Genomic DNA, 16,052 nt, shown 5'->3' with positions numbered 1-16,052 from the left:
TTATTCGGCGAACTCGGCTTCGACGACCGGTTCGCCCTCCTCTTCGAAGCGGGCGGCTCGGACCCGGAGCTTTCGTGGCGGGTTGGAGCGACCGTTCGCCCAGACGGCTTCGTTGATCGAGGGATCGAGGCGGATGGCGTCCTCGTCGACGGCGAAGTGTTTGGCGAGGTGCTCGCGAATGATCGTCATCGCTCTGTCGGCGGCCTCGTGGTTCGCGCCCGCCTTGACGTCCCGAAGCGGTACCGTCACGACCCGCTCTTCGAAGTCACTCGCGCTCATTATTCGTCAGTGTCGCTGCGCCGCCAGTGGCGTCGCTTGGGGTTTCGCGTCACGTCCATGTCCGTCTTCATCATGACCCAGGCCGGAACGCGGCTGTTCTGGTTCTCGAGTTTGGCAAGCCGTTTTTTCTTGCCTTTCGACTTCTTGCCCATAGTAGCCGGACGTAGCCCACGCTGGCTTAAAATCTTGTCCATCTGTGTAGGCGACGCCGAACCCGTCGACGGCGGGTCCGTCTCGAATCGAGACAGTCAGGGGAGTCGCCAAGGGTCATAAAGGATCTCGGCCGGGTACTGGGAGACGACGCGTCCACCAGACGACACCTGCGATCGCATGACAGACTACGAGTTCGGAACCGGTATGACGGACGCAGAGATCGAATCGTTCCTGCGCGAGCGTGGCATCGGCGTCCTGTCGCTGTCACGCGATGGCCGGGCCTACGCCGTTCCGGTCTCGTTCGCGTACGACGAGGAGTACCACCGGTGTCTGCTCGACCTCGGCTTCGGTCCCGAGAGCAAGAAACGGACGTTCATCGAGACGACCGAGATCGCCTGTCTCACCGCCTATGAGTGGCACTCGCCCTCGGAGTGGCAAAGTGTCGTCCTGACCGGTCTGCTTCGCCCGCTCGAGGAGCCACTCGATCGGTCCTACGAGACGCTCTTTTACGAACACGCGAAAGAGATCGAGATCACCGTCTTCGACCTGCCGCCCGAGGAGATCGACCTCGAGTGGTACGAGTTCGTCGTCAGAGAGCAGTCGGGGCGATCGTCGCCGTGACCGACCGTCAGACGCCCCAGAAGACGACGATACCGAGCGACGTAACGACCGCAAGCAGGAGCTGGAGCGGGATGCCGACGCGCATGTAATCGGTGAACCGGTAGCCGCCACGATCGTACACCATGAGATTCGTCTGGTAGCCCACGGGCGTCATGAGCGAGTCGCTGGCCGCAAAGGTGACGAGCAGGACGAACGAGAACGGATTCGCACCGAGTTGGGTCGCGACGTCGACGCCGATCGGAATCATGAGTGCAACGCTCGCCAGGTTGGTGATAATCTCGGTGACGATCGCCGTCAGCATGTAAAAGATCATCAGGAAGACGACCAGCGGGACGACGTCAGCCATCGGCGTGAGCTGGAGGGCGAGATACTCTGCACCGCCGGTCTCTTCGAGCGCAATCCCGAGCGGGATGACGCCTGCGAGCAGGAAGATGACGTTCCAGTCGACGGCGTCGTACACCTCCCTGGGTTCGACACAGCCGGTGACCACCATCGCCGCCATCCCGCCGAGTGCCGCGATCTCGACCGGAAGGTAGCCGGCTGCAGCCACGAGTACGACGCCGACGACGATACCGACGGCGACCGGAATTCGGGACGTGCGGTAGTCCGGCCGAACGACCTCCTCGGTGACGACGTAGTCGGGATCGTTCCTGAGCTCTTCGAACGCCCCCTCGTTCGCCTGGACGAGCAGCGTATCTCCGCCCCGTAACACGACTTTCGACAGCCGGCGAGTGACGAGCTCTCCTTGCCGACGGATCGCGAGGATCGGCGCGTCGAACCGCCGTCTGAACGCCGACGCCGTAATAGACTCGGATGCAAGCGCCGACTCGCCGGGGACGACGATGACCTCGACGAGCGGGACGGTACCGCCGTCGTCCTCGGACACGGGCTCGACGATCGGCTCGGCCGAGAACTCGAGTCCCCGAAAGCTCGCCAGCTCGAGCAGCGTCCGTCGACGACCCCGGAACAGCAGGTGGTCGCCGGCACGGATCGTCCGGTTCTCGATGTCCCTGTGGATGATCTTGCCGTGCCGGAGGATGCGAAGGATCTCCGCATCCCGGCCGATCCGGGCGACGACCTCGCCGACGGTCTCCCCGACGACGGCCGCGTCCGGTGGCACCGTCACTTCGGTGACGTACTCGCTCGTCTCGAAGCGGTCTGACAGATCCTCGTCCGGATCGATCCGTTCGGGGATGAGCCGGTGACCGATTGTCAGCAGGTAGACGGCCCCGGTGAGCAAGACGAGGACGCCGAGGTGGGTGAACGTGAACATCGAGTAGGGGCGACCGATAAGTCGATCGGAGATATCGCTCGCGAGGATGCTTGGCGAGGTTCCGACGAGTGTAAGCATCCCGCCGAGCATCGCCGCGTACGACAGCGGGATGAACAGCTTCGAGGGCGAGGTGTTCGTTCGCTCGGCGAGGTCGGTGACGAACGGGATCAATACGGCGACGACGGGCGTGTTGTTGATAACCCCCGCCGTGCTCCCGCTAAGGCCGATTACCGCCGCCAGTTGCTTGCGCTCGTCGTCGCCTGTGAACTCGATCACCCGGTCGCCGACGATTCTGATCGAGCCAGTTCGTTTGACCCCCTCGCTCAGCACGAACATCGCGAGCACCGTGATCGTCGCCGGGTTCGAGAACCCGGAGATGGCGAGCTCGGGCGTAATCTGCGTCCAGGGCTCGAGCACGACCAGGACGACGAGCATCAGGATCGCCGAGACGTCGATGGGAATCGGCTCGAGGACGAAAAGGAGCAAGGTCACGGCGACGACGGCGAAGACGACGACGACGTCGACCGTCAGGGACGGCTGTCCGGTCGACAGCACCAGCTCCATACTGGTCGGTCGACGCTCTCGGACAAAAACGTCGTCAGCCGTCGGGACCGATTGCACTCACGGCGTCGTGAGAGTCGTCCTCGAGCGAGGATCAGTCCTCGAGCGAAAACGAGGCGACCGTCGAGTAGACTGGGCCGTCGGACGTGAGCGTGCTCTCGGTCAGGTGGACCTCCTCGACGACCGTCTCGCCGACCGTCGGCTCGCGCTCGCTGACGACCTCCTGGACCAGTTCTTTCCCGCCGGCGTGTTCCATCCGCGCGAGCGTGATGTGTGGGGTGAAGTCGTGACTCTCGGGCTCAAAGCCCATCGCCGTCGTCCGCTCCTCGATCGCCTCGTGCAGGCGGGTCAGCTCGTCGCCGCCCTCCTCGACGCCGAGCCAGACGACGTGTATGTACTCGAGGTCGGGGAACACGCCCAGACCGCCGAATCGGGCGGAAAACGGCCCGACGCCCGAGTCCTCGACTGCGGTCTCGAGTTCGGACTCGAGGTCGGGCAGGCGTGACTCGTCGACGTCGCCGAGGAACTTCAGGGTGAGGTGGGCCTGTTCGGGATCCGTAACGTTGAGCCCGCTCGCGTCCTCGAGTGCCGCCTGCAGGTCGGCGATCGGTGTCGCGAAGTCGTCGGGACAGTCGACGCTGACGAACAGGCGCATACCTGACCTTCGGGGTCGATCCTCTTGAAGGCATGCGACTCCCGAAGGTAAAGTTATAGTACTCCAGTCCCTGGGTTACGTTACCATGTTCGAGGTATTCTCGCGCAGCTACTATCTCGGACGTCTCTACGTGACGCCGTCGGACGAAGAGTGTGCCCGGATGCACAGCGAACAACACGAACGCGTCAACGAACAGCTGTACGCCACCGGCGAGGGGGTCGAACGGCTCGACACTCCGCTCGTGATGAAACTCGAGTCCCGACACTTCCCCGTCTTCGGCGGCGAGGACGTTCCTGCGAACACCCTCGAGATCCCCGAACCGATGCTCGAAGAGACCGACGTTCGCAACCCACCGACGCTACAGGAGGTGTTACTCGCCCGTCGCGAACGCGCCGAGCAGCTGCTGTCGTTCGCCGGCGGACTCCCCGAGTGCCGACACGCCGGAACCTAGACATAGAAGTATCGCGACTTCGCGTGTTCGCCTGATGCTCGACGAGTTGCTGGGCCGGGCCCCGCTCAAAGAGCGGATCGACGAACTCGAGGAGGAGACCGAGCGGCTGCGTCGCCGCTACGAGGCCGAGTCCGAGCGCCGGGCTGAGGCCGTCACGGCTCGCCAGGAGGCCGAAGAGCGGGTCAATCGACTCGAGGACCGCATCGCCCAGCTCGAGGGCGAACTCGACCGTCTCGAGGACGACGATCGCTCACTCGAGGTCCGACGGCGGGAACGACTCCGCGGCGAGCGCCTCGAGGCAGTGCTGTCTCGCCTTGAGTCGCTGCGGACGGCTCCCGAGGGGGCGCTGACGGCGACGATCGACGCCGCAGACGAGGTTCCCGACGGGGCCGCCGAGATCCTCGGCGAACGGTCGGTCCTGCTCGAGGAGGCCACGCCGTGTCTGTGCTGTCTCGACGACGCCGGCATCGTCTCGGTCGCGCTCGATCCGCCGGTCGGGCCCGACCTCGAGGCGGCGTGGTCGGATCGGTTCGAACTCGAGCGGGCGTGGTTCCAGCCGACGGGTCCTCACGCCGTTGCGCTCGTTCGGACCGACCTGTTCGCACTCGGCGTCTACGAGGGAACCGAGCGGGTCGACTACCGCGGCTTCGAAAGCGACGTGAAGGGAGCCCACTCGAAAGGCGGCTTCTCGCAGGCTCGCTTCGAGCGTATCCGCGACGAGCAGATCGACGACCACCTCGAGCGCGTTCACGAGGTGCTCGCGCCGGTCGAGGCCGATCGACTCTACCTCGTCGGCCAGCGCGGCGTCGTCGATACCGTCGCCGAGACGGCCGACCCCGATGCGACTGCCGCCGTCGACGCGACCGGCGATCCCGAGTCGGCGCTCGAGGACGCGGTCAGGTCGTTCTGGACGACCGACGTCCGGGTGCTGTAGGCTGCGCCGCTCTGCCGGTGCGCGCACCCTTAAGTGGGGCGTGGTCTATGCACCCGGTATGCGCGTCGCGATCCTCGCCCACGAGCAGTTCCCCGACCGGGCCAAGACCGCCCTCGGGGTGCTCCGATACGCCGACTACGACGTCGCCGCGGTACTCGATCGGGAGACGGCCGGTCGCCGCGTCACCGAGTTCGTCGCCGACGTCCAGGACGCACCGATCGTCTCGAGCATGGACGACGTCGACGACCCCGTCGACGCCCTGTTGATCGGGATTGCCCCCATCGGCGGCGGCTTCGAAGAGCACTGGCGACCAGACGTCAGGACCGCACTCGAACGGAGCTGTGACGTCATCTCGGGGCTGCACTACTTCCTCGCCGAGGACGAGGAGTTCGCCACGCTGGCCGACGAGCACGGCTGTGAACTCCGGGACGTTCGCGAGCCGCCAGCGGACCTCACCGTGGCCGACGGCGTCGCCGACGAGGTCGACGCCGACGTGATCCTCACCGTCGGCACCGACTGCTCGGTCGGGAAGATGACGACGACGATGGAACTGTCCCGGGACGCGAACGAGCATGGCTACGACGCCGCGGTGGTGCCGACCGGTCAGACAGGGATCATGATCGAGGGCTGGGGCAATCCCATCGACCGCGTGATAAGCGACTTTACCGCCGGCGCGGTCGAGGAGATGATCCTCGAGGTCGGCGACGACCACGACTACCTCTTCGTGGAGGGCCAGGGAAGCATCGTCCATCCGGCCTACTCGGCGGTGACCTGTGGCATCCTCCACGGGGCGATGGCCGACAAACTCGTGCTCTGTCACGAGGCGGGCCGAGAGACGGTCCACGGCTACGAGTCGTTCTCGCTACCACCGATTCGTCGGTACGTCGACCTCTACGAGGGACTTGCCGAACCAGTCCGACCGGCCCGAATCTTCGCCGGCGCACTCAACACCCGAGGACTCGAGGACGACGCCGCCGCCCGCGAGGCCGTCGACGCCTACGCCGAGGCACTCGGTGCACCGGCGACGGACGCGGTTCGGTTCGACACCGACGGGGTGCTCGACGCGTTGCTATGAGCGTCGACCTCGAGACCGATTTCGAGCGCACCAGAGTGGCACTCGAGTTTCCGTTCACGATCGCCCGCGGGACGAGGACCCACGCCGAGATCGCGATCGTCGAGATCGAAGACGAAGCGGGCCACGTCGGCGTCGGGGCCGCAGCACCGGCGTCTCGCTACGGCGAGACGGTCGACACCGTCGAGGCCGTCCTCCCCGATCTGCTCGCGATCGTCGAAGACGTCGGGGATCCTCACGACCTCGCCCGGATCGAACGCCGGATGCGCGATCGGATTCGGGCGAACCCGTCCGCCCGCGCGGCCGTCAGTATCGCCGTCTACGACCTGGTCGCGAAACGGCTCGAGGTTCCCCTGTACCGGTACTTCGGGCTCGATCCGACCGACGCCCCCGAGACGTCGTACACGATCGGCATCGACGACCTCGACCGGATGCGCGCGAAGACCGAGACGGCACTCGAGCGGGGCTACGACACGCTCAAGGTCAAAGTCGGGACCGACCGCGACGAGGAGATTCTCGCCACGATCCGGGACGTCGCTCCCGACGCGACGATCCGCGTCGACGCCAACGAGGCCTGGTCGCCCCGCGAGGCCGTCGCGACGATCGACGAACTCGCGGCCTACGATCTCGAGTTCGTCGAACAGCCCGTCTCGGCCGACGATCCTGAGGGTCTTCGTTACGTCTACGAGCGCTCGTCGCTTCCGATCGCCGCCGACGAGTCCCTGCGGACCGCCACGGACGTCCCGCAGGTCGCCGACCGCTGTGACGTCGCGACCCTGAAGCTGATGAAGTGTGGCGGCTTATCGGAGGCGCGACGGATCGTCCACACCGCCCACGCTCACGGCCTCGAGGTCATGTGTGGCTGTATGGTCGAATCGAACGCCTCGATCGCCGCGGCCTGCCAGCTCGCGCCGGCGCTCGAGTACGCCGACCTCGACGGCTCGCTGTTGCTCGAGGCCGATCCCTACGACGGCGTTTCGATGCCCGACGGTCGGATCGACCTCGACGGACTCGAGCGGCCGGGTACGGGTGCACTCGAGCGGTGAAGGCGGTGTCAGCGTACCGAATCGCGATCAGGCAAGCGGCGTCCGTTCGACGACCTGTCCGTCGTAGGTCGGATACTGCTCGACGATCTCGCCGTCCTCGAGGTCGCCTTCCTCGATCATCTCCTCGAGGAGCCACCAGGCGACCTCGACGTGGTTCGATTTCACCGTGTAGAACTCCTCGGGGACGCCAAGTTCTTCGAACCGCTGGGGGGTGGCGTACGTTTTGCCGTAGACGAGGGTGCCGTCGTCGGTGACGTCGTCGAACTCCCGGCGAACGTTGCGGGCCATTCGTTTGAGCCGTCGCCGGTGCTGGGCGGCGTCTTTGAACACGGAGGTACAGAAGTAGACGCGCTCGTGTTCGCCCATGACCTCGAGGATCTCCTCGCGGCTGCCGTCGACGGCGCTCATGTGTCCTTCCTTGAGTTCGAAGCCCTGCTCTTGCATCCGACGGTAGTTGCCCTGGGACATCTCGAACTCGTTGATATTGCAGAACTCGGCAGCGCCCTCGTCTACGAACTCGAGAAACTCCTCCTCGGCGCGGATGCCAGGAATCTCGAAGGCGGGCGTGAGCCCTTCTTCGCGGGCGGTGTAGAGAATCTCCTCCCACTCGGTGCCGTGGAGCTCGCCCCACTGCTCGAGCGGCGGGTGAAAGCGGATCTCGTCTAAGCCGGCTTCGGCGAGCCGGCGCATGTTCTCGCGACCGCCCGTGATGCCGGTGTAGAGGTGGGTGTGGTGGTCGGAACCGAACTCCTCTTTCAGCAAGGAGAGGTAGTGACAGGTGCGATCGAGCGCTTCCTGGGGTTCGCCGCCGGTGATCGACGTTCCGAGTGCGTCCATCCGGCGGGCCTCGGTCAGGACGTCCTCGTCGTTCTCGACGAGCCGTTCGTTGGCGTAGACGTCGGTGACGTTCTTGCGGTTCTCGCCGAGCGGGCAGTAAAAGCAGTCGCGCTGGTCACAGTAGCCGTAGACGAACAGCACCATCTTGCCGCCTTCCGCGCACTGCTCACAGCCCTTCGAGATCATTCGATGTCTCCTCTAGCCGGTCGAGGCTCAAAAGGCGCACGAAAGCGACCGTCGGTCGTCGCCACGCGTCGCGATATCCGTCAATCCCCGAAGATGCAAATACCACGCCGTTTAATCTTCGAGCGATGCTGCTGGTCCTCTGTGTCGACCTCGACGACGACCTCGGACGAAAGACCGGCTTCTCGACGCCGGTCGTCGGTCGCGAGACGGTCGAGGACGCGGCTGCCGCTCTGGCGACGGCCGATCCCGAAGACAGCGACGTCAACGTCATCTTTCAGGGGATTCACATCTACGACGACCTCGCTGCGAGAGACGAAAGCGTCGAAGTGGCGGTCGTCACCGGCAACGAAGACGGCGACGTCAGCGCCAACCGCGAGGTCGGCGACGAGGTCGACACCGTCCTCGCGACGCTTACGACCGGCGAGGACGTCACCGCGCTCGTGGTCACCGACGGCGCACAGGACGAATCCGTCATCCCGGTCATCCGCTCGCGGGTCCCGATCGACGGCGTCAGACGCGTCGTCGTCCGGCAGGCCCAGGACTTAGAGTCGATGTACTACACGTTCAAGCAGGTGCTCGACGACCCCGAGACCAGGGGGACGGTACTCATCCCGCTCGGAATCGTTCTCCTCATCTATCCGCTCGCGCTGATCGGGACGTTGCTCGATCTCCCCGGACTCGTTCTCGGGACGACCTCCGCGTTGCTCGGGCTCTATCTCATCTCTCGGGGACTCGGACTCGGCGATCGTCTCGACGCCGCTGCCGAGCGCGCCCGCCGCTCGCTGTATGCCGGTCGCATGACACTGATCGCCTACGTCGTCGCCGCCGCCTTGCTCGTTCTCGGCGGGGTAAGCGGCGTGAACACCCTCGAGGCCCACCAGGAGACAGCGGGCGACGAACTCGGCATTCCACGCGTACTCGCCGCGCTCGTCTACGGCTCGATACAGTGGTTCGCCGCTGCCGGCGTCACCACGAGCCTCGGTCAGATCACCGACGAGTACATCGCCGGCACGCTCGAGTGGCGCTATCTCAACGCGCCCTTTTACGTCGTCGCGATGGCGGTCGTGCTTCACGCGGTGAGTGCGTTCTTCCTCGACGAGGTCTCGCTTGCGTATCTGGCGACCGCGCTGACCGGCGGAACGTTGCTGGGGATCGTCAGCACGCTCGCTTTCGCCGTCGCCGAGTCACACTTTTCGGAGGGCTCGAGACAGGCAGAGAGTGCATAGCTCTTTATCGCATCGGTTCAGCGCTCTCGTTCGACGACAAATTCGGCGAGCTCGACGAGGTAGCTCCGGGCCGTCTCGTCGGTGACGTCGACTCGCTCCAAGGCGTCGATGGCACAGTCCGCTTCCGCTCTGGCGCGGCCGTTTGCCTCGTCGGGCGAGAGGTCGGTCACCTGCACCACGGACGGGCGATCCATCGCCGCGTCGTGGCCGGTCGGTTTGCCGAGCGCTGCCGGATCGGCGACCGCGTCGAGGACGTCGTCGCGGATCTGGAAGGCGACCCCGACGCGTTCGGCGTACTCGCCGAGCGTTTCGACGGTGAGGGGATCGGCGTCGGCGGCGATGGCCCCGAGCTCGGCCGCCGCCCGAAACAGGGAGCCGGTCTTCCGGCGGGCGAGGGTCATGTACTCCGTTTCGCTCGTCGGTTGGGCGGTGAGTTCGGTCGCCTCGCCGACGCCGAGTTCGACCATCGCCTCGGCGACGGCCTGTGTCGCCCGCGGGTCAGCAGAGAAGAGCGCGAACGCCTCCCCGAGCAGGCCGTCGCTCGTGACGAGTGCGGGACCGTGCCCGTACTCGGCCCACGCACTCGTCGTTCCACGGCGAAGCTCCGAGCGATCGATGATGTCGTCGACGACCAGCGAGGCGGTGTGGACGAGTTCGATCCCGACGCCGAAGTCGACGGCGTCTTCGGCCTCGCCGCCGACGGTCTCACAGGCGAGGACGGTCACCGTCGGTCGGACTCGTTTCCCACCCGAGAGTGCGACGTGGCGAAGTTCCTCCCTGAGCGGTTCGGGCTCGACGCCGTCGATCACGTCGACGAGACGCTCCTCGATCAGCGCCCGACGGCGCTCCAGAAGTTCCATTACCGGCGCTTAGGAGAGGGCGAAAAAGTAGGTGACGGTTGTCAACGAACGGTGGTTCGGATCTCTAGCGCCGCCGCGAGCGCCAGGAGTCAGCTCACTCGAACTGCTCGGTGAGTGCAGGGACGACGTCGAAGAGGTCGTCGTGGATCGCGTAGTCAGCGATGTCCATGATCGGCGCACTCGGGTCGGTGTTGATCGCGACGATCGTCTCGGAGCCTTTCATGCCGGCGACGTGCTGGACGGCACCCGAGATACCGATTGCGATGTAGACATCCGGCGTCACCACCTTGCCGGACTGGCCGACCTGGCGATTCGGCGGCAGCCAGCCGTTGTCGACGATCGGACGCGACGAAGAGACCGTCGCATCGAGCGCCTCCGCGAGCTCTTCGATCAACTCGAGGTTGTCCTCCTCCTCGATACCGCGACCGACGCTTACCAGCACGTCGGCTTCGCTGATGTCGACGTCGCCGGCAGCGACCTCCTCGAAGCCGGTGACCGAAGAGCCGATCGCGTCGTCGTCGAGGTCGACCTCGAAGGGCTCGACCGCCGCGTCGCCGGTGCCGTCTGCCCCGGCCCACTCGCCGCCCCGGATCGTTACCACGGCGCGGTCGGCCGCCACCTCGACGGTCGTCTCGACTTTCCCGCCGTACATCTCCCGATCGACCGACAGCGTTCCGTCGGCCTCGACCGAGACGGCGTCGGTCACGAGCGGCCACTCGAGTCTGGTCGCGACCGCGGGCGCGTAGTCGAGTCCGTTGACGCTGTTTGGCACGACGAGATACTGCGGCTCGAGTTCGGCGACGAGCTGGCTCACCGCCTGCGTGTAGACGTCGTGGTTGAACTCCTCGCCGTCGGCGACGGTGTAGACGGCGTCGACGCCCTCGCGGTTGAGCTTGTCGCCGAACTCCTCGACGGGGCCGCTGATGACGGCGGCGTGGAGTTCGCCGCCGACGTCGTCGGCGAGCTCTCGACCCGCGGTGAGCAACTCGTAGCTGACGTCGCGAAGTTCGCCACGGCGGTGGTCCGCGACCGCGAGCACGGCCGTCATGGTGCCACCCCCTTCTCGTGGAGGAGAGACGCGAGCTCTTCGGCCGTCTCCTCGGGACCTCCTTCGAAGATCGTCGCCTCGCTCTCGGATTCGGGTTCGTACATGTCGACCAGCTCGAGATCGCCTGCGACGGCCGCCTCGTCGACGCCGAGATCGGCGAGGCTCATCGGCGTCAGCTCCTTTCGCTGGGCCTGGCGGATGCCACGCAGGCTCGCGTACCGCGGTTCGTTGATTCCGGTCTGGATCGTCAACACTGCGGGTAGCTCGACCTCGGTCAGCTCCTCGACGCCGCCTTCGAGCTCCCGGCGAACCGACGCCGTCTCCGCGTCCTCGAGCTCGAGGTCGTTGACGACGGCGGCCCACTGGATGCCGAGCTCTTCGGCCAGTGCGACACCGGTCGCACCGAAGCTGTCGTCGCCGGTCTGTACCCCGGAGAGTACCAGATCCGGCTCTTCGTCCTCGACGACGGCCGAGAGGATCTCGGTTTTCGCGCCGACGTCTACCAGGTCGACGTCCTCGAGGGCGTCGTCCCACACCCTGACGGCGCGGTCGGCACCTTTCGCGAGTGCCTGTCGGATCGTCTGTTCGCACTCGTCCGGTCCGATCGTGACCGTGACGACCTCGTCGACGAGTCCGTCCTCCTGGAGCGTGACTGCCTCCTCGATGGCGTACTCGTCCCACTCGTTCAGGTCCGCCCCCAGGTACCGATCGTCGATCGTGGTGCCTGCGATCTCGAACTCGTCGTCTACCGTTGCGACTTCTGCAACCGTAACGAGAACTTTCATACTCGTGAGGTCCGTTCTCACATCCCGTAAACGTTTTCGAAACCGCCATTCTTGGTACGGCAGGTAACGTCTCACTGGCAGGGACGCTCGATACGATAGCCACTCGCCGAGACGCCTCGAGCGGACTCGACGTCGGCGTTCGGCGGGGCTCGCGTCGAGACGCAAGCGGTTTAACGGTTCCGCAGGTAGTACTTGCCATGGCAGACTGCCCACTCGCGGACGACTGTCCGAGCTTCTCAGAGCGCATCTCGGGGATGGGGTGTCAACACTACGGCGACCGCGGCGGCAAGGAGTGGTGCAACCACTACAGCCAGCCGATCGAGGATCTCAAGACCCAGCCGGTCAAGGTAGGCGAGGAGGTCGTCGTCGACGTCGAGGACATCCACGAAAGCGGTGCCGGCGTCGGCCGGACCGAAGACGGCTTCATCGTGATGGTCGACGGCGTCCTGCCCGAGGCGCGCGCACGCGTCGAGATCACGGAAGTTCACAGCAACCACGCTCGCGCCGACGAACTCGAGCGGCTGCCGCTGGATCCGAACGACGAGCGAGACGGCGTCGAGACCGACGTCGAAGACGACGCTGGAGACGACGACGATGCCGCCGACCGCGAACGACTCGGCAGTCGCGAGAACTTCTGGGGAGCGTAACGCCTCTTCGCTTCGAGTGGACAGTCACCGGAAGCCTGCCTGTCGTCCTGTCGTCTGTTTCGGTCCGTTCCTCACCGTTTCGTGACGTCGTCTCGGTTTCATCTTCGTGGTGGCCGGTTCGATCGTGTCATACCGACCGTGTAATCTTTGGGTTCGCCGCGGCTACGCTCGGGTATGGATTCGCGATCTGCCGGACGTTGGAGGAGGTCGCCGTGATCGACGAGGTCGACGCGTTCCTCGACGAGATCGGGTTCGATCCGGAGACGAGCGTTCTCACCAGGCGACAGGCACAGGTCCTCGCGCTCAGGCGACAGGGCGTTTCACAGGCCGAGATAGCATCGGAACTGGGCACGTCGCGGGCCAACGTCTCCTCGATCGAGGGAAGTGCCCGGGACAACCTCGAGAAGGCCCGCGAGACGGTCGCCTTCGCGGAGGCGTTGCGCGCGCCGGTTCAGGTTCGAATCCCCGAAGGAACGGACCTCTATGAGGTCCCACAGGAGATCTACGACGCCTGCGACGAGGCGGGCGTGAAAGTCGGCCACTCCGCGCCGGAGCTGATGAAGATGATAAGCGACGCCGCCGGCGGCGCGGTCACCGGTCGACAGGTCGTCGCCGACGTGGTCATCGGCGTCACCTCCGACGGGATCGTTCGCGTCCGGCGGCCCGAGTCCGACGCCGAGTCGGACTGACTCGCGCCCCGACTGCTTTGTATCTGGCGTTCGTCTCCCCCGGCATGGATCTCGAACTCGAGGGAAACGCGGCACTGGTCACGGCGAGCTCGAGCGGGCTCGGGCTGGCGAGTGCGACCGCGCTCGCACGCGAGGGTGCAGACGTCGCGATCTGTGGCCGGGACGAGGATCGACTCGAGAACGCACGCGACCGTCTCGCGGACGAGGGTCCCGGCGACGTACTCGCCAGGCAGACGGATCTCACCGATCCCGACGCGGTCGCGGCGCTGGTCGCGGCGACGGTCGAGGCGTTCGGCGGCCTCGATCACCTCGTTACCTCCGCCGGCGGTCCGCCGAGTACGACCTTCCTCGAGACGACCGAACGGCAGTGGTACGAGGCCTACGATCTGCTGGTGATGAGCGTCGTCTGGACGATCGAGAACGCACATCCCCACCTGCTCGAGTCCGACGCGGGGACGATCGTCTGTATCACCTCCCGGTCGGTCCGGGAGGTCGTCGACGGACTCTTGCTGTCGAATGCGGTCCGGCGAGCGGTGATCGGGCTCGTGAAGACGATCGCCCGGGAGTTCGCACCCGAGATCAGAGCCAACGCCGTCTTGCCCGGGACGATCGAGACGCCACGCATCGAAGAGCTGATCGAGGCCCGAACCGACCGCGGCGAGTACGCGGACTACGAGGCAGGACTTGCGGCGCTTTCGCGTGACATCCCGATGGACCGGATCGGTGAGCCTCGCGAGCTGGGCGAGATGGCGGCCGTCCTCTCGAGTCCGCGCTCGAGTTTCGTCAACGGTGCGTCGATACCGGTCGACGGCGGACTGCTCCGGGGGTGAGACGCGACGCGACGGCCGTCGCGTTTTTCGGATACGCGGTGCTCCCGAACGGTCGCACCGATAAAAAACGAGCGTTCAGGTGACCTTACAGGTCGCGGGGCTGGACCGTCTTCCGGTCGTTGGCTTCGGCGCGACGGGCGGCGTTTTCGAGCAGCTCGTCGACTTCCTCGTCGAGGGCATCGTAGAAGTCCGAGGCGACGTTCTTGTCATCGAGCGCTTCCTTGACGGCGGCTTTGACGATAAGATCTGCCATACGGGTTTTCTGTTCCCGTTATCTCTTTATAAACGTTGTGGTTATAGCGCCGGTAGAGCGGCTCTGGAGGGCTGAAACGAGGGTTTTGCATCCGTGTGACACCGGAACGTATATGCTAACCGAGCCGTCGCCGGTGTCGAGCGTCTGGCAAGCGGCCGCCGGTCGCTCGCGCGCGCCGTCGCGACGCATTCGAGTGCGCTCGTCCGGTAGCGTGGATATGCGCGAACTACTCGAGGCCGTCGCAGACGGCGACCTGTCGCCAGCGGCGGCGGAGGCAAAGCTCCAGGGATACGTCACCGGCGAGGCGGGTCGGTTCGACGCGGCCAGAGATCGCCGCCGGGGCATTCCGGAGGCGATCTTCGCGACCGGAAAGACGCCCGACCAGGTTGCAGCGCTGGCTGCCGACGCCGTCGAGACGACCGGTCGGGCGCTCGTCACCAGAGCGACCGACGATCACGTCACCGCCGTCGAATCCCGGCTGGATCGGACCCATCCCGACGCGACGGTCTCCCGGCGCGGCTCGTCGCTTCTGGTCGAGGGTTCGTCCTACGAGTGCCCGTCGCTGTCGGCGACGGTCGGAATCGTCACCGCGGGTACCGTCGACGGACCGGTCGCCGACGAGGCCCAGGTCGTCTGTGAGGACGCGGGCGCGACGGTCGATCGAATCGACGACGTCGGCGTCGCCGCACTCGATCGAGTTCTCGATCAGCTCGACCGGCTCCGCGAAGTCGACGTGTTGGTCGTCGCCGCCGGACGCGAAGGCGCGTTACCGACCGTGATCGCCGGACTCGTCGATACGCCCGTGATCGGCGTTCCCGTCTCGAGCGGGTACGGTCACGGCGGTGACGGCGAGGCGGCGCTGTCGGGGATGCTCCAGTCGTGTACGGTGTTGTCGGTCGTCAACGTCGACGCCGGTTTCGTCGCCGGCGGCCAGGCCACTCTGATCGCACGAGCCGTCGCCAGCACAGCTGACCGAGAATAGTTCCGGTACCAAACAGAATATTGGAGAAACAAGAAAAGATTTCTCGAAGAAGAAACTCTAGACACTGTTCGGGAAAGGATATTTAACACCTCGTCCGTTAGACGTTACCACCGGCGAACGCCGGTGTGACCATGCCCGAGTGTAACCACTGCGGCGCGCACGTTTCCGACCGGTTTGCGCGCGTCTTCGCCGACGAGCACGGCGAGATCCACGCGTGTATCAACTGTTCGGCAAACGCCGGAATCGCGGAGGTTTCGCGACAGCGTGCCCGTTCCGCCTGATTTCGACGCATCGCATACGCGACCACTTCACTGGACCCCGACGCCGTGGCCGCCGAGCTTTTCGTCTCGTCTGCCGTACTACGCGTCGTGACCGATCACGTCGTCTACGTCCTCGAGTGTGCCGACGGTTCGCTGTATACGGGCTATACGACCGACCTCGAGCGTCGCGTCGCCGAACACGACGCCGGCGAGGGCGCGAAGTACACCCGCGGTCGAACGCCGGTCGAGCTCGTCTATCACGAACGCTACGAGACCCGATCGGACGCGATGTCCCGCGAGCACGAGATCAAGTCCCTGACGCGGGCGGCCAAAGAACGGTTGGTCGACCTCGAGTAGTCTGTCCGCCCGTCGCCGACACCCTCACGTTTTACCCGTTCGCACCC

21 protein-coding genes are annotated in these 16,052 nt (G+C 65.6%); 12 read left to right on the top strand and 9 right to left on the bottom strand.

Annotated elements, in window-relative coordinates; translation table 11 throughout:
* Both QQ977_RS07245 and QQ977_RS07240 read right to left on the bottom strand, forming a co-directional pair.
* Nucleotides 1–279 (bottom strand): 50S ribosomal protein L31e, encoded by a 279-nt coding sequence (locus QQ977_RS07245; protein ID WP_285928470.1) that lies wholly within the window; start codon nucleotides 277–279, stop codon nucleotides 1–3.
* Nucleotides 279–431, bottom strand: coding sequence for a 50S ribosomal protein L39e (locus QQ977_RS07240; RefSeq protein WP_285928469.1), 153 nt, complete (start codon nucleotides 429–431; stop codon nucleotides 279–281). Before QQ977_RS07240 ends, QQ977_RS07245 begins: the two co-directional genes overlap by 1 nt.
* 178 nt (nucleotides 432–609) lie before the next feature.
* Here QQ977_RS07240 and QQ977_RS07235 point away from each other — a divergent pair, with 178 nt between their 5' ends.
* Nucleotides 610–1,053, top strand: coding sequence for a pyridoxamine 5'-phosphate oxidase family protein (locus QQ977_RS07235; protein WP_285928466.1), 444 nt, complete (start codon nucleotides 610–612; stop codon nucleotides 1,051–1,053).
* Between the two features lie 7 nt (nucleotides 1,054–1,060).
* On the opposite strand, the gene QQ977_RS07230 is transcribed toward QQ977_RS07235, so the two are convergent.
* Both QQ977_RS07230 and thpR read right to left on the bottom strand, forming a co-directional pair.
* A complete protein-coding gene (locus QQ977_RS07230) occupies nucleotides 1,061–2,890 on the bottom strand; it encodes an SLC13 family permease (RefSeq protein ID WP_285928465.1) in 1,830 nt (609 codons plus the stop codon).
* Between the two features lie 91 nt (nucleotides 2,891–2,981).
* Complete coding sequence (gene thpR / locus QQ977_RS07225) at nucleotides 2,982–3,542, bottom strand: RNA 2',3'-cyclic phosphodiesterase (protein WP_285928464.1); 561 nt, start codon at nucleotides 3,540–3,542, stop codon at nucleotides 2,982–2,984.
* Nucleotides 3,543–3,627: 85 nt separating this feature from the next.
* Between thpR and QQ977_RS07220 the strand changes: the two genes are divergently transcribed.
* From QQ977_RS07220 to QQ977_RS07205, 4 genes are read left to right on the top strand one after another with little or no spacing between them, the layout of a single operon-like run.
* On the top strand, nucleotides 3,628–3,993 hold the full coding sequence (locus QQ977_RS07220; protein ID WP_285928463.1) for a DUF5802 family protein: 366 nt from the start codon (nucleotides 3,628–3,630) through the stop codon (nucleotides 3,991–3,993).
* Nucleotides 3,994–4,027: 34 nt separating this feature from the next.
* Nucleotides 4,028–4,927 carry a Vms1/Ankzf1 family peptidyl-tRNA hydrolase gene (locus tag QQ977_RS07215; protein ID WP_285928462.1) on the top strand — a complete coding sequence of 300 codons (900 nt, stop codon included), beginning with the start codon at nucleotides 4,028–4,030 and terminating at the stop codon, nucleotides 4,925–4,927.
* Between the two features lie 58 nt (nucleotides 4,928–4,985).
* On the top strand, nucleotides 4,986–6,002 hold the full coding sequence (locus QQ977_RS07210) for a DUF1611 domain-containing protein (protein WP_285928461.1): 1,017 nt from the start codon (nucleotides 4,986–4,988) through the stop codon (nucleotides 6,000–6,002).
* Nucleotides 5,999–7,045: a dipeptide epimerase gene (locus tag QQ977_RS07205; protein ID WP_285928460.1), complete on the top strand. Its 1,047-nt coding sequence runs from the start codon at nucleotides 5,999–6,001 to the stop codon at nucleotides 7,043–7,045. The genes QQ977_RS07210 and QQ977_RS07205 overlap by 4 nt, the downstream gene beginning before the upstream one ends.
* A 27-nt stretch (nucleotides 7,046–7,072) precedes the next feature.
* On the opposite strand, the gene QQ977_RS07200 is transcribed toward QQ977_RS07205, so the two are convergent.
* On the bottom strand, nucleotides 7,073–8,068 hold the full coding sequence (locus QQ977_RS07200; RefSeq protein WP_285928458.1) for a radical SAM protein: 996 nt from the start codon (nucleotides 8,066–8,068) through the stop codon (nucleotides 7,073–7,075).
* A gap of 125 nt (nucleotides 8,069–8,193) precedes the next feature.
* Here QQ977_RS07200 and QQ977_RS07195 point away from each other — a divergent pair, with 125 nt between their 5' ends.
* The gene (locus QQ977_RS07195) at nucleotides 8,194–9,294 is read left to right on the top strand and encodes a DUF373 family protein (protein ID WP_285928457.1); all 1,101 of its coding nucleotides are present in this window, start codon (nucleotides 8,194–8,196) and stop codon (nucleotides 9,292–9,294) included.
* Nucleotides 9,295–9,311: 17 nt separating this feature from the next.
* On the opposite strand, the gene QQ977_RS07190 is transcribed toward QQ977_RS07195, so the two are convergent.
* From QQ977_RS07190 to QQ977_RS07180, 3 genes are all read right to left on the bottom strand, one after another.
* Complete coding sequence (locus QQ977_RS07190) at nucleotides 9,312–10,154, bottom strand: polyprenyl synthetase family protein (protein ID WP_285928456.1); 843 nt, start codon at nucleotides 10,152–10,154, stop codon at nucleotides 9,312–9,314.
* A gap of 94 nt (nucleotides 10,155–10,248) precedes the next feature.
* Nucleotides 10,249–11,202: an electron transfer flavoprotein subunit alpha/FixB family protein gene (locus QQ977_RS07185; RefSeq protein WP_285928455.1), complete on the bottom strand. Its 954-nt coding sequence runs from the start codon at nucleotides 11,200–11,202 to the stop codon at nucleotides 10,249–10,251.
* The gene (locus tag QQ977_RS07180) at nucleotides 11,199–11,987 is read right to left on the bottom strand and encodes an electron transfer flavoprotein subunit beta/FixA family protein (RefSeq protein WP_285928454.1); all 789 of its coding nucleotides are present in this window, start codon (nucleotides 11,985–11,987) and stop codon (nucleotides 11,199–11,201) included. Before QQ977_RS07180 ends, QQ977_RS07185 begins: the two co-directional genes overlap by 4 nt.
* Nucleotides 11,988–12,184: 197 nt before the next feature.
* On the opposite strand from QQ977_RS07180, the gene QQ977_RS07175 reads away from it, so the two are divergent.
* The 3 genes from QQ977_RS07175 (at nucleotide 12,185) to QQ977_RS07165 (ending at nucleotide 14,153) form a co-directional block, all read left to right on the top strand.
* The gene (locus QQ977_RS07175; RefSeq protein ID WP_285928452.1) at nucleotides 12,185–12,634 is read left to right on the top strand and encodes a TRAM domain-containing protein; all 450 of its coding nucleotides are present in this window, start codon (nucleotides 12,185–12,187) and stop codon (nucleotides 12,632–12,634) included.
* A gap of 212 nt (nucleotides 12,635–12,846) precedes the next feature.
* Nucleotides 12,847–13,323, top strand: a complete 477-nt coding sequence (locus tag QQ977_RS07170) for a Tfx family DNA-binding protein (RefSeq protein WP_285928451.1) — start codon at nucleotides 12,847–12,849, stop codon at nucleotides 13,321–13,323.
* Nucleotides 13,324–13,367: 44 nt separating this feature from the next.
* On the top strand, nucleotides 13,368–14,153 hold the full coding sequence (locus tag QQ977_RS07165) for an SDR family oxidoreductase (protein ID WP_285928450.1): 786 nt from the start codon (nucleotides 13,368–13,370) through the stop codon (nucleotides 14,151–14,153).
* A gap of 85 nt (nucleotides 14,154–14,238) precedes the next feature.
* On the opposite strand, the gene QQ977_RS07160 is transcribed toward QQ977_RS07165, so the two are convergent.
* The gene (locus QQ977_RS07160) at nucleotides 14,239–14,406 is read right to left on the bottom strand and encodes a DUF1931 family protein (RefSeq protein WP_285928449.1); all 168 of its coding nucleotides are present in this window, start codon (nucleotides 14,404–14,406) and stop codon (nucleotides 14,239–14,241) included.
* A gap of 217 nt (nucleotides 14,407–14,623) precedes the next feature.
* On the opposite strand from QQ977_RS07160, the gene larB reads away from it, so the two are divergent.
* The 3 genes from larB to QQ977_RS07150 all read left to right on the top strand — a co-directional run bounded on the left by larB (nucleotide 14,624) and on the right by QQ977_RS07150 (nucleotide 16,005).
* The gene (gene larB / locus QQ977_RS07155) at nucleotides 14,624–15,388 is read left to right on the top strand and encodes a nickel pincer cofactor biosynthesis protein LarB (protein WP_285928448.1); all 765 of its coding nucleotides are present in this window, start codon (nucleotides 14,624–14,626) and stop codon (nucleotides 15,386–15,388) included.
* A 131-nt stretch (nucleotides 15,389–15,519) separates the two neighbouring features.
* Entirely contained in the window at nucleotides 15,520–15,669 is a 150-nt protein-coding gene (locus QQ977_RS17335; protein WP_430540846.1) for a DUF7563 family protein, read from the top strand.
* A gap of 87 nt (nucleotides 15,670–15,756) precedes the next feature.
* Nucleotides 15,757–16,005, top strand: a complete 249-nt coding sequence (locus tag QQ977_RS07150) for a GIY-YIG nuclease family protein (protein WP_285928447.1) — start codon at nucleotides 15,757–15,759, stop codon at nucleotides 16,003–16,005.
* The last annotated feature ends 47 nt before the right edge of the window (nucleotides 16,006–16,052 follow it).

This window comes from Natrialbaceae archaeon AArc-T1-2 (assembly GCF_030273315.1).
Classification (GTDB): domain Archaea; phylum Halobacteriota; class Halobacteria; order Halobacteriales; family Natrialbaceae; genus Tc-Br11-E2g1.
This window is presented reverse-complemented; position numbering and strand designations above follow the sequence as displayed.

What these genes read in the sequence shown, in the direction of transcription:
- QQ977_RS07245 (WP_285928470.1), bottom strand. Translation starts at nt 279, where the DNA reads ATGAGCGCGAGTGACTTCGAAGAGCGGGTCGTGACGGTACCGCTTCGG.
- QQ977_RS07240 (WP_285928469.1), bottom strand. Translation starts at nt 431, where the DNA reads ATGGGCAAGAAGTCGAAAGGCAAGAAAAAACGGCTTGCCAAACTCGAG.
- QQ977_RS07235 (WP_285928466.1), top strand. Translation starts at nt 610, where the DNA reads ATGACAGACTACGAGTTCGGAACCGGTATGACGGACGCAGAGATCGAA.
- QQ977_RS07230 (WP_285928465.1), bottom strand. Translation starts at nt 2,890, where the DNA reads ATGGAGCTGGTGCTGTCGACCGGACAGCCGTCCCTGACGGTCGACGTC.
- thpR (WP_285928464.1), bottom strand. Translation starts at nt 3,542, where the DNA reads ATGCGCCTGTTCGTCAGCGTCGACTGTCCCGACGACTTCGCGACACCG.
- QQ977_RS07220 (WP_285928463.1), top strand. Translation starts at nt 3,628, where the DNA reads ATGTTCGAGGTATTCTCGCGCAGCTACTATCTCGGACGTCTCTACGTG.
- QQ977_RS07215 (WP_285928462.1), top strand. Translation starts at nt 4,028, where the DNA reads ATGCTCGACGAGTTGCTGGGCCGGGCCCCGCTCAAAGAGCGGATCGAC.
- QQ977_RS07210 (WP_285928461.1), top strand. Translation starts at nt 4,986, where the DNA reads ATGCGCGTCGCGATCCTCGCCCACGAGCAGTTCCCCGACCGGGCCAAG.
- QQ977_RS07205 (WP_285928460.1), top strand. Translation starts at nt 5,999, where the DNA reads ATGAGCGTCGACCTCGAGACCGATTTCGAGCGCACCAGAGTGGCACTC.
- QQ977_RS07200 (WP_285928458.1), bottom strand. Translation starts at nt 8,068, where the DNA reads ATGATCTCGAAGGGCTGTGAGCAGTGCGCGGAAGGCGGCAAGATGGTG.
- QQ977_RS07195 (WP_285928457.1), top strand. Translation starts at nt 8,194, where the DNA reads ATGCTGCTGGTCCTCTGTGTCGACCTCGACGACGACCTCGGACGAAAG.
- QQ977_RS07190 (WP_285928456.1), bottom strand. Translation starts at nt 10,154, where the DNA reads ATGGAACTTCTGGAGCGCCGTCGGGCGCTGATCGAGGAGCGTCTCGTC.
- QQ977_RS07185 (WP_285928455.1), bottom strand. Translation starts at nt 11,202, where the DNA reads ATGACGGCCGTGCTCGCGGTCGCGGACCACCGCCGTGGCGAACTTCGC.
- QQ977_RS07180 (WP_285928454.1), bottom strand. Translation starts at nt 11,987, where the DNA reads ATGAAAGTTCTCGTTACGGTTGCAGAAGTCGCAACGGTAGACGACGAG.
- QQ977_RS07175 (WP_285928452.1), top strand. Translation starts at nt 12,185, where the DNA reads ATGGCAGACTGCCCACTCGCGGACGACTGTCCGAGCTTCTCAGAGCGC.
- QQ977_RS07165 (WP_285928450.1), top strand. Translation starts at nt 13,368, where the DNA reads ATGGATCTCGAACTCGAGGGAAACGCGGCACTGGTCACGGCGAGCTCG.
- QQ977_RS07160 (WP_285928449.1), bottom strand. Translation starts at nt 14,406, where the DNA reads ATGGCAGATCTTATCGTCAAAGCCGCCGTCAAGGAAGCGCTCGATGAC.
- larB (WP_285928448.1), top strand. Translation starts at nt 14,624, where the DNA reads ATGCGCGAACTACTCGAGGCCGTCGCAGACGGCGACCTGTCGCCAGCG.
- QQ977_RS17335 (WP_430540846.1), top strand. Translation starts at nt 15,520, where the DNA reads ATGCCCGAGTGTAACCACTGCGGCGCGCACGTTTCCGACCGGTTTGCG.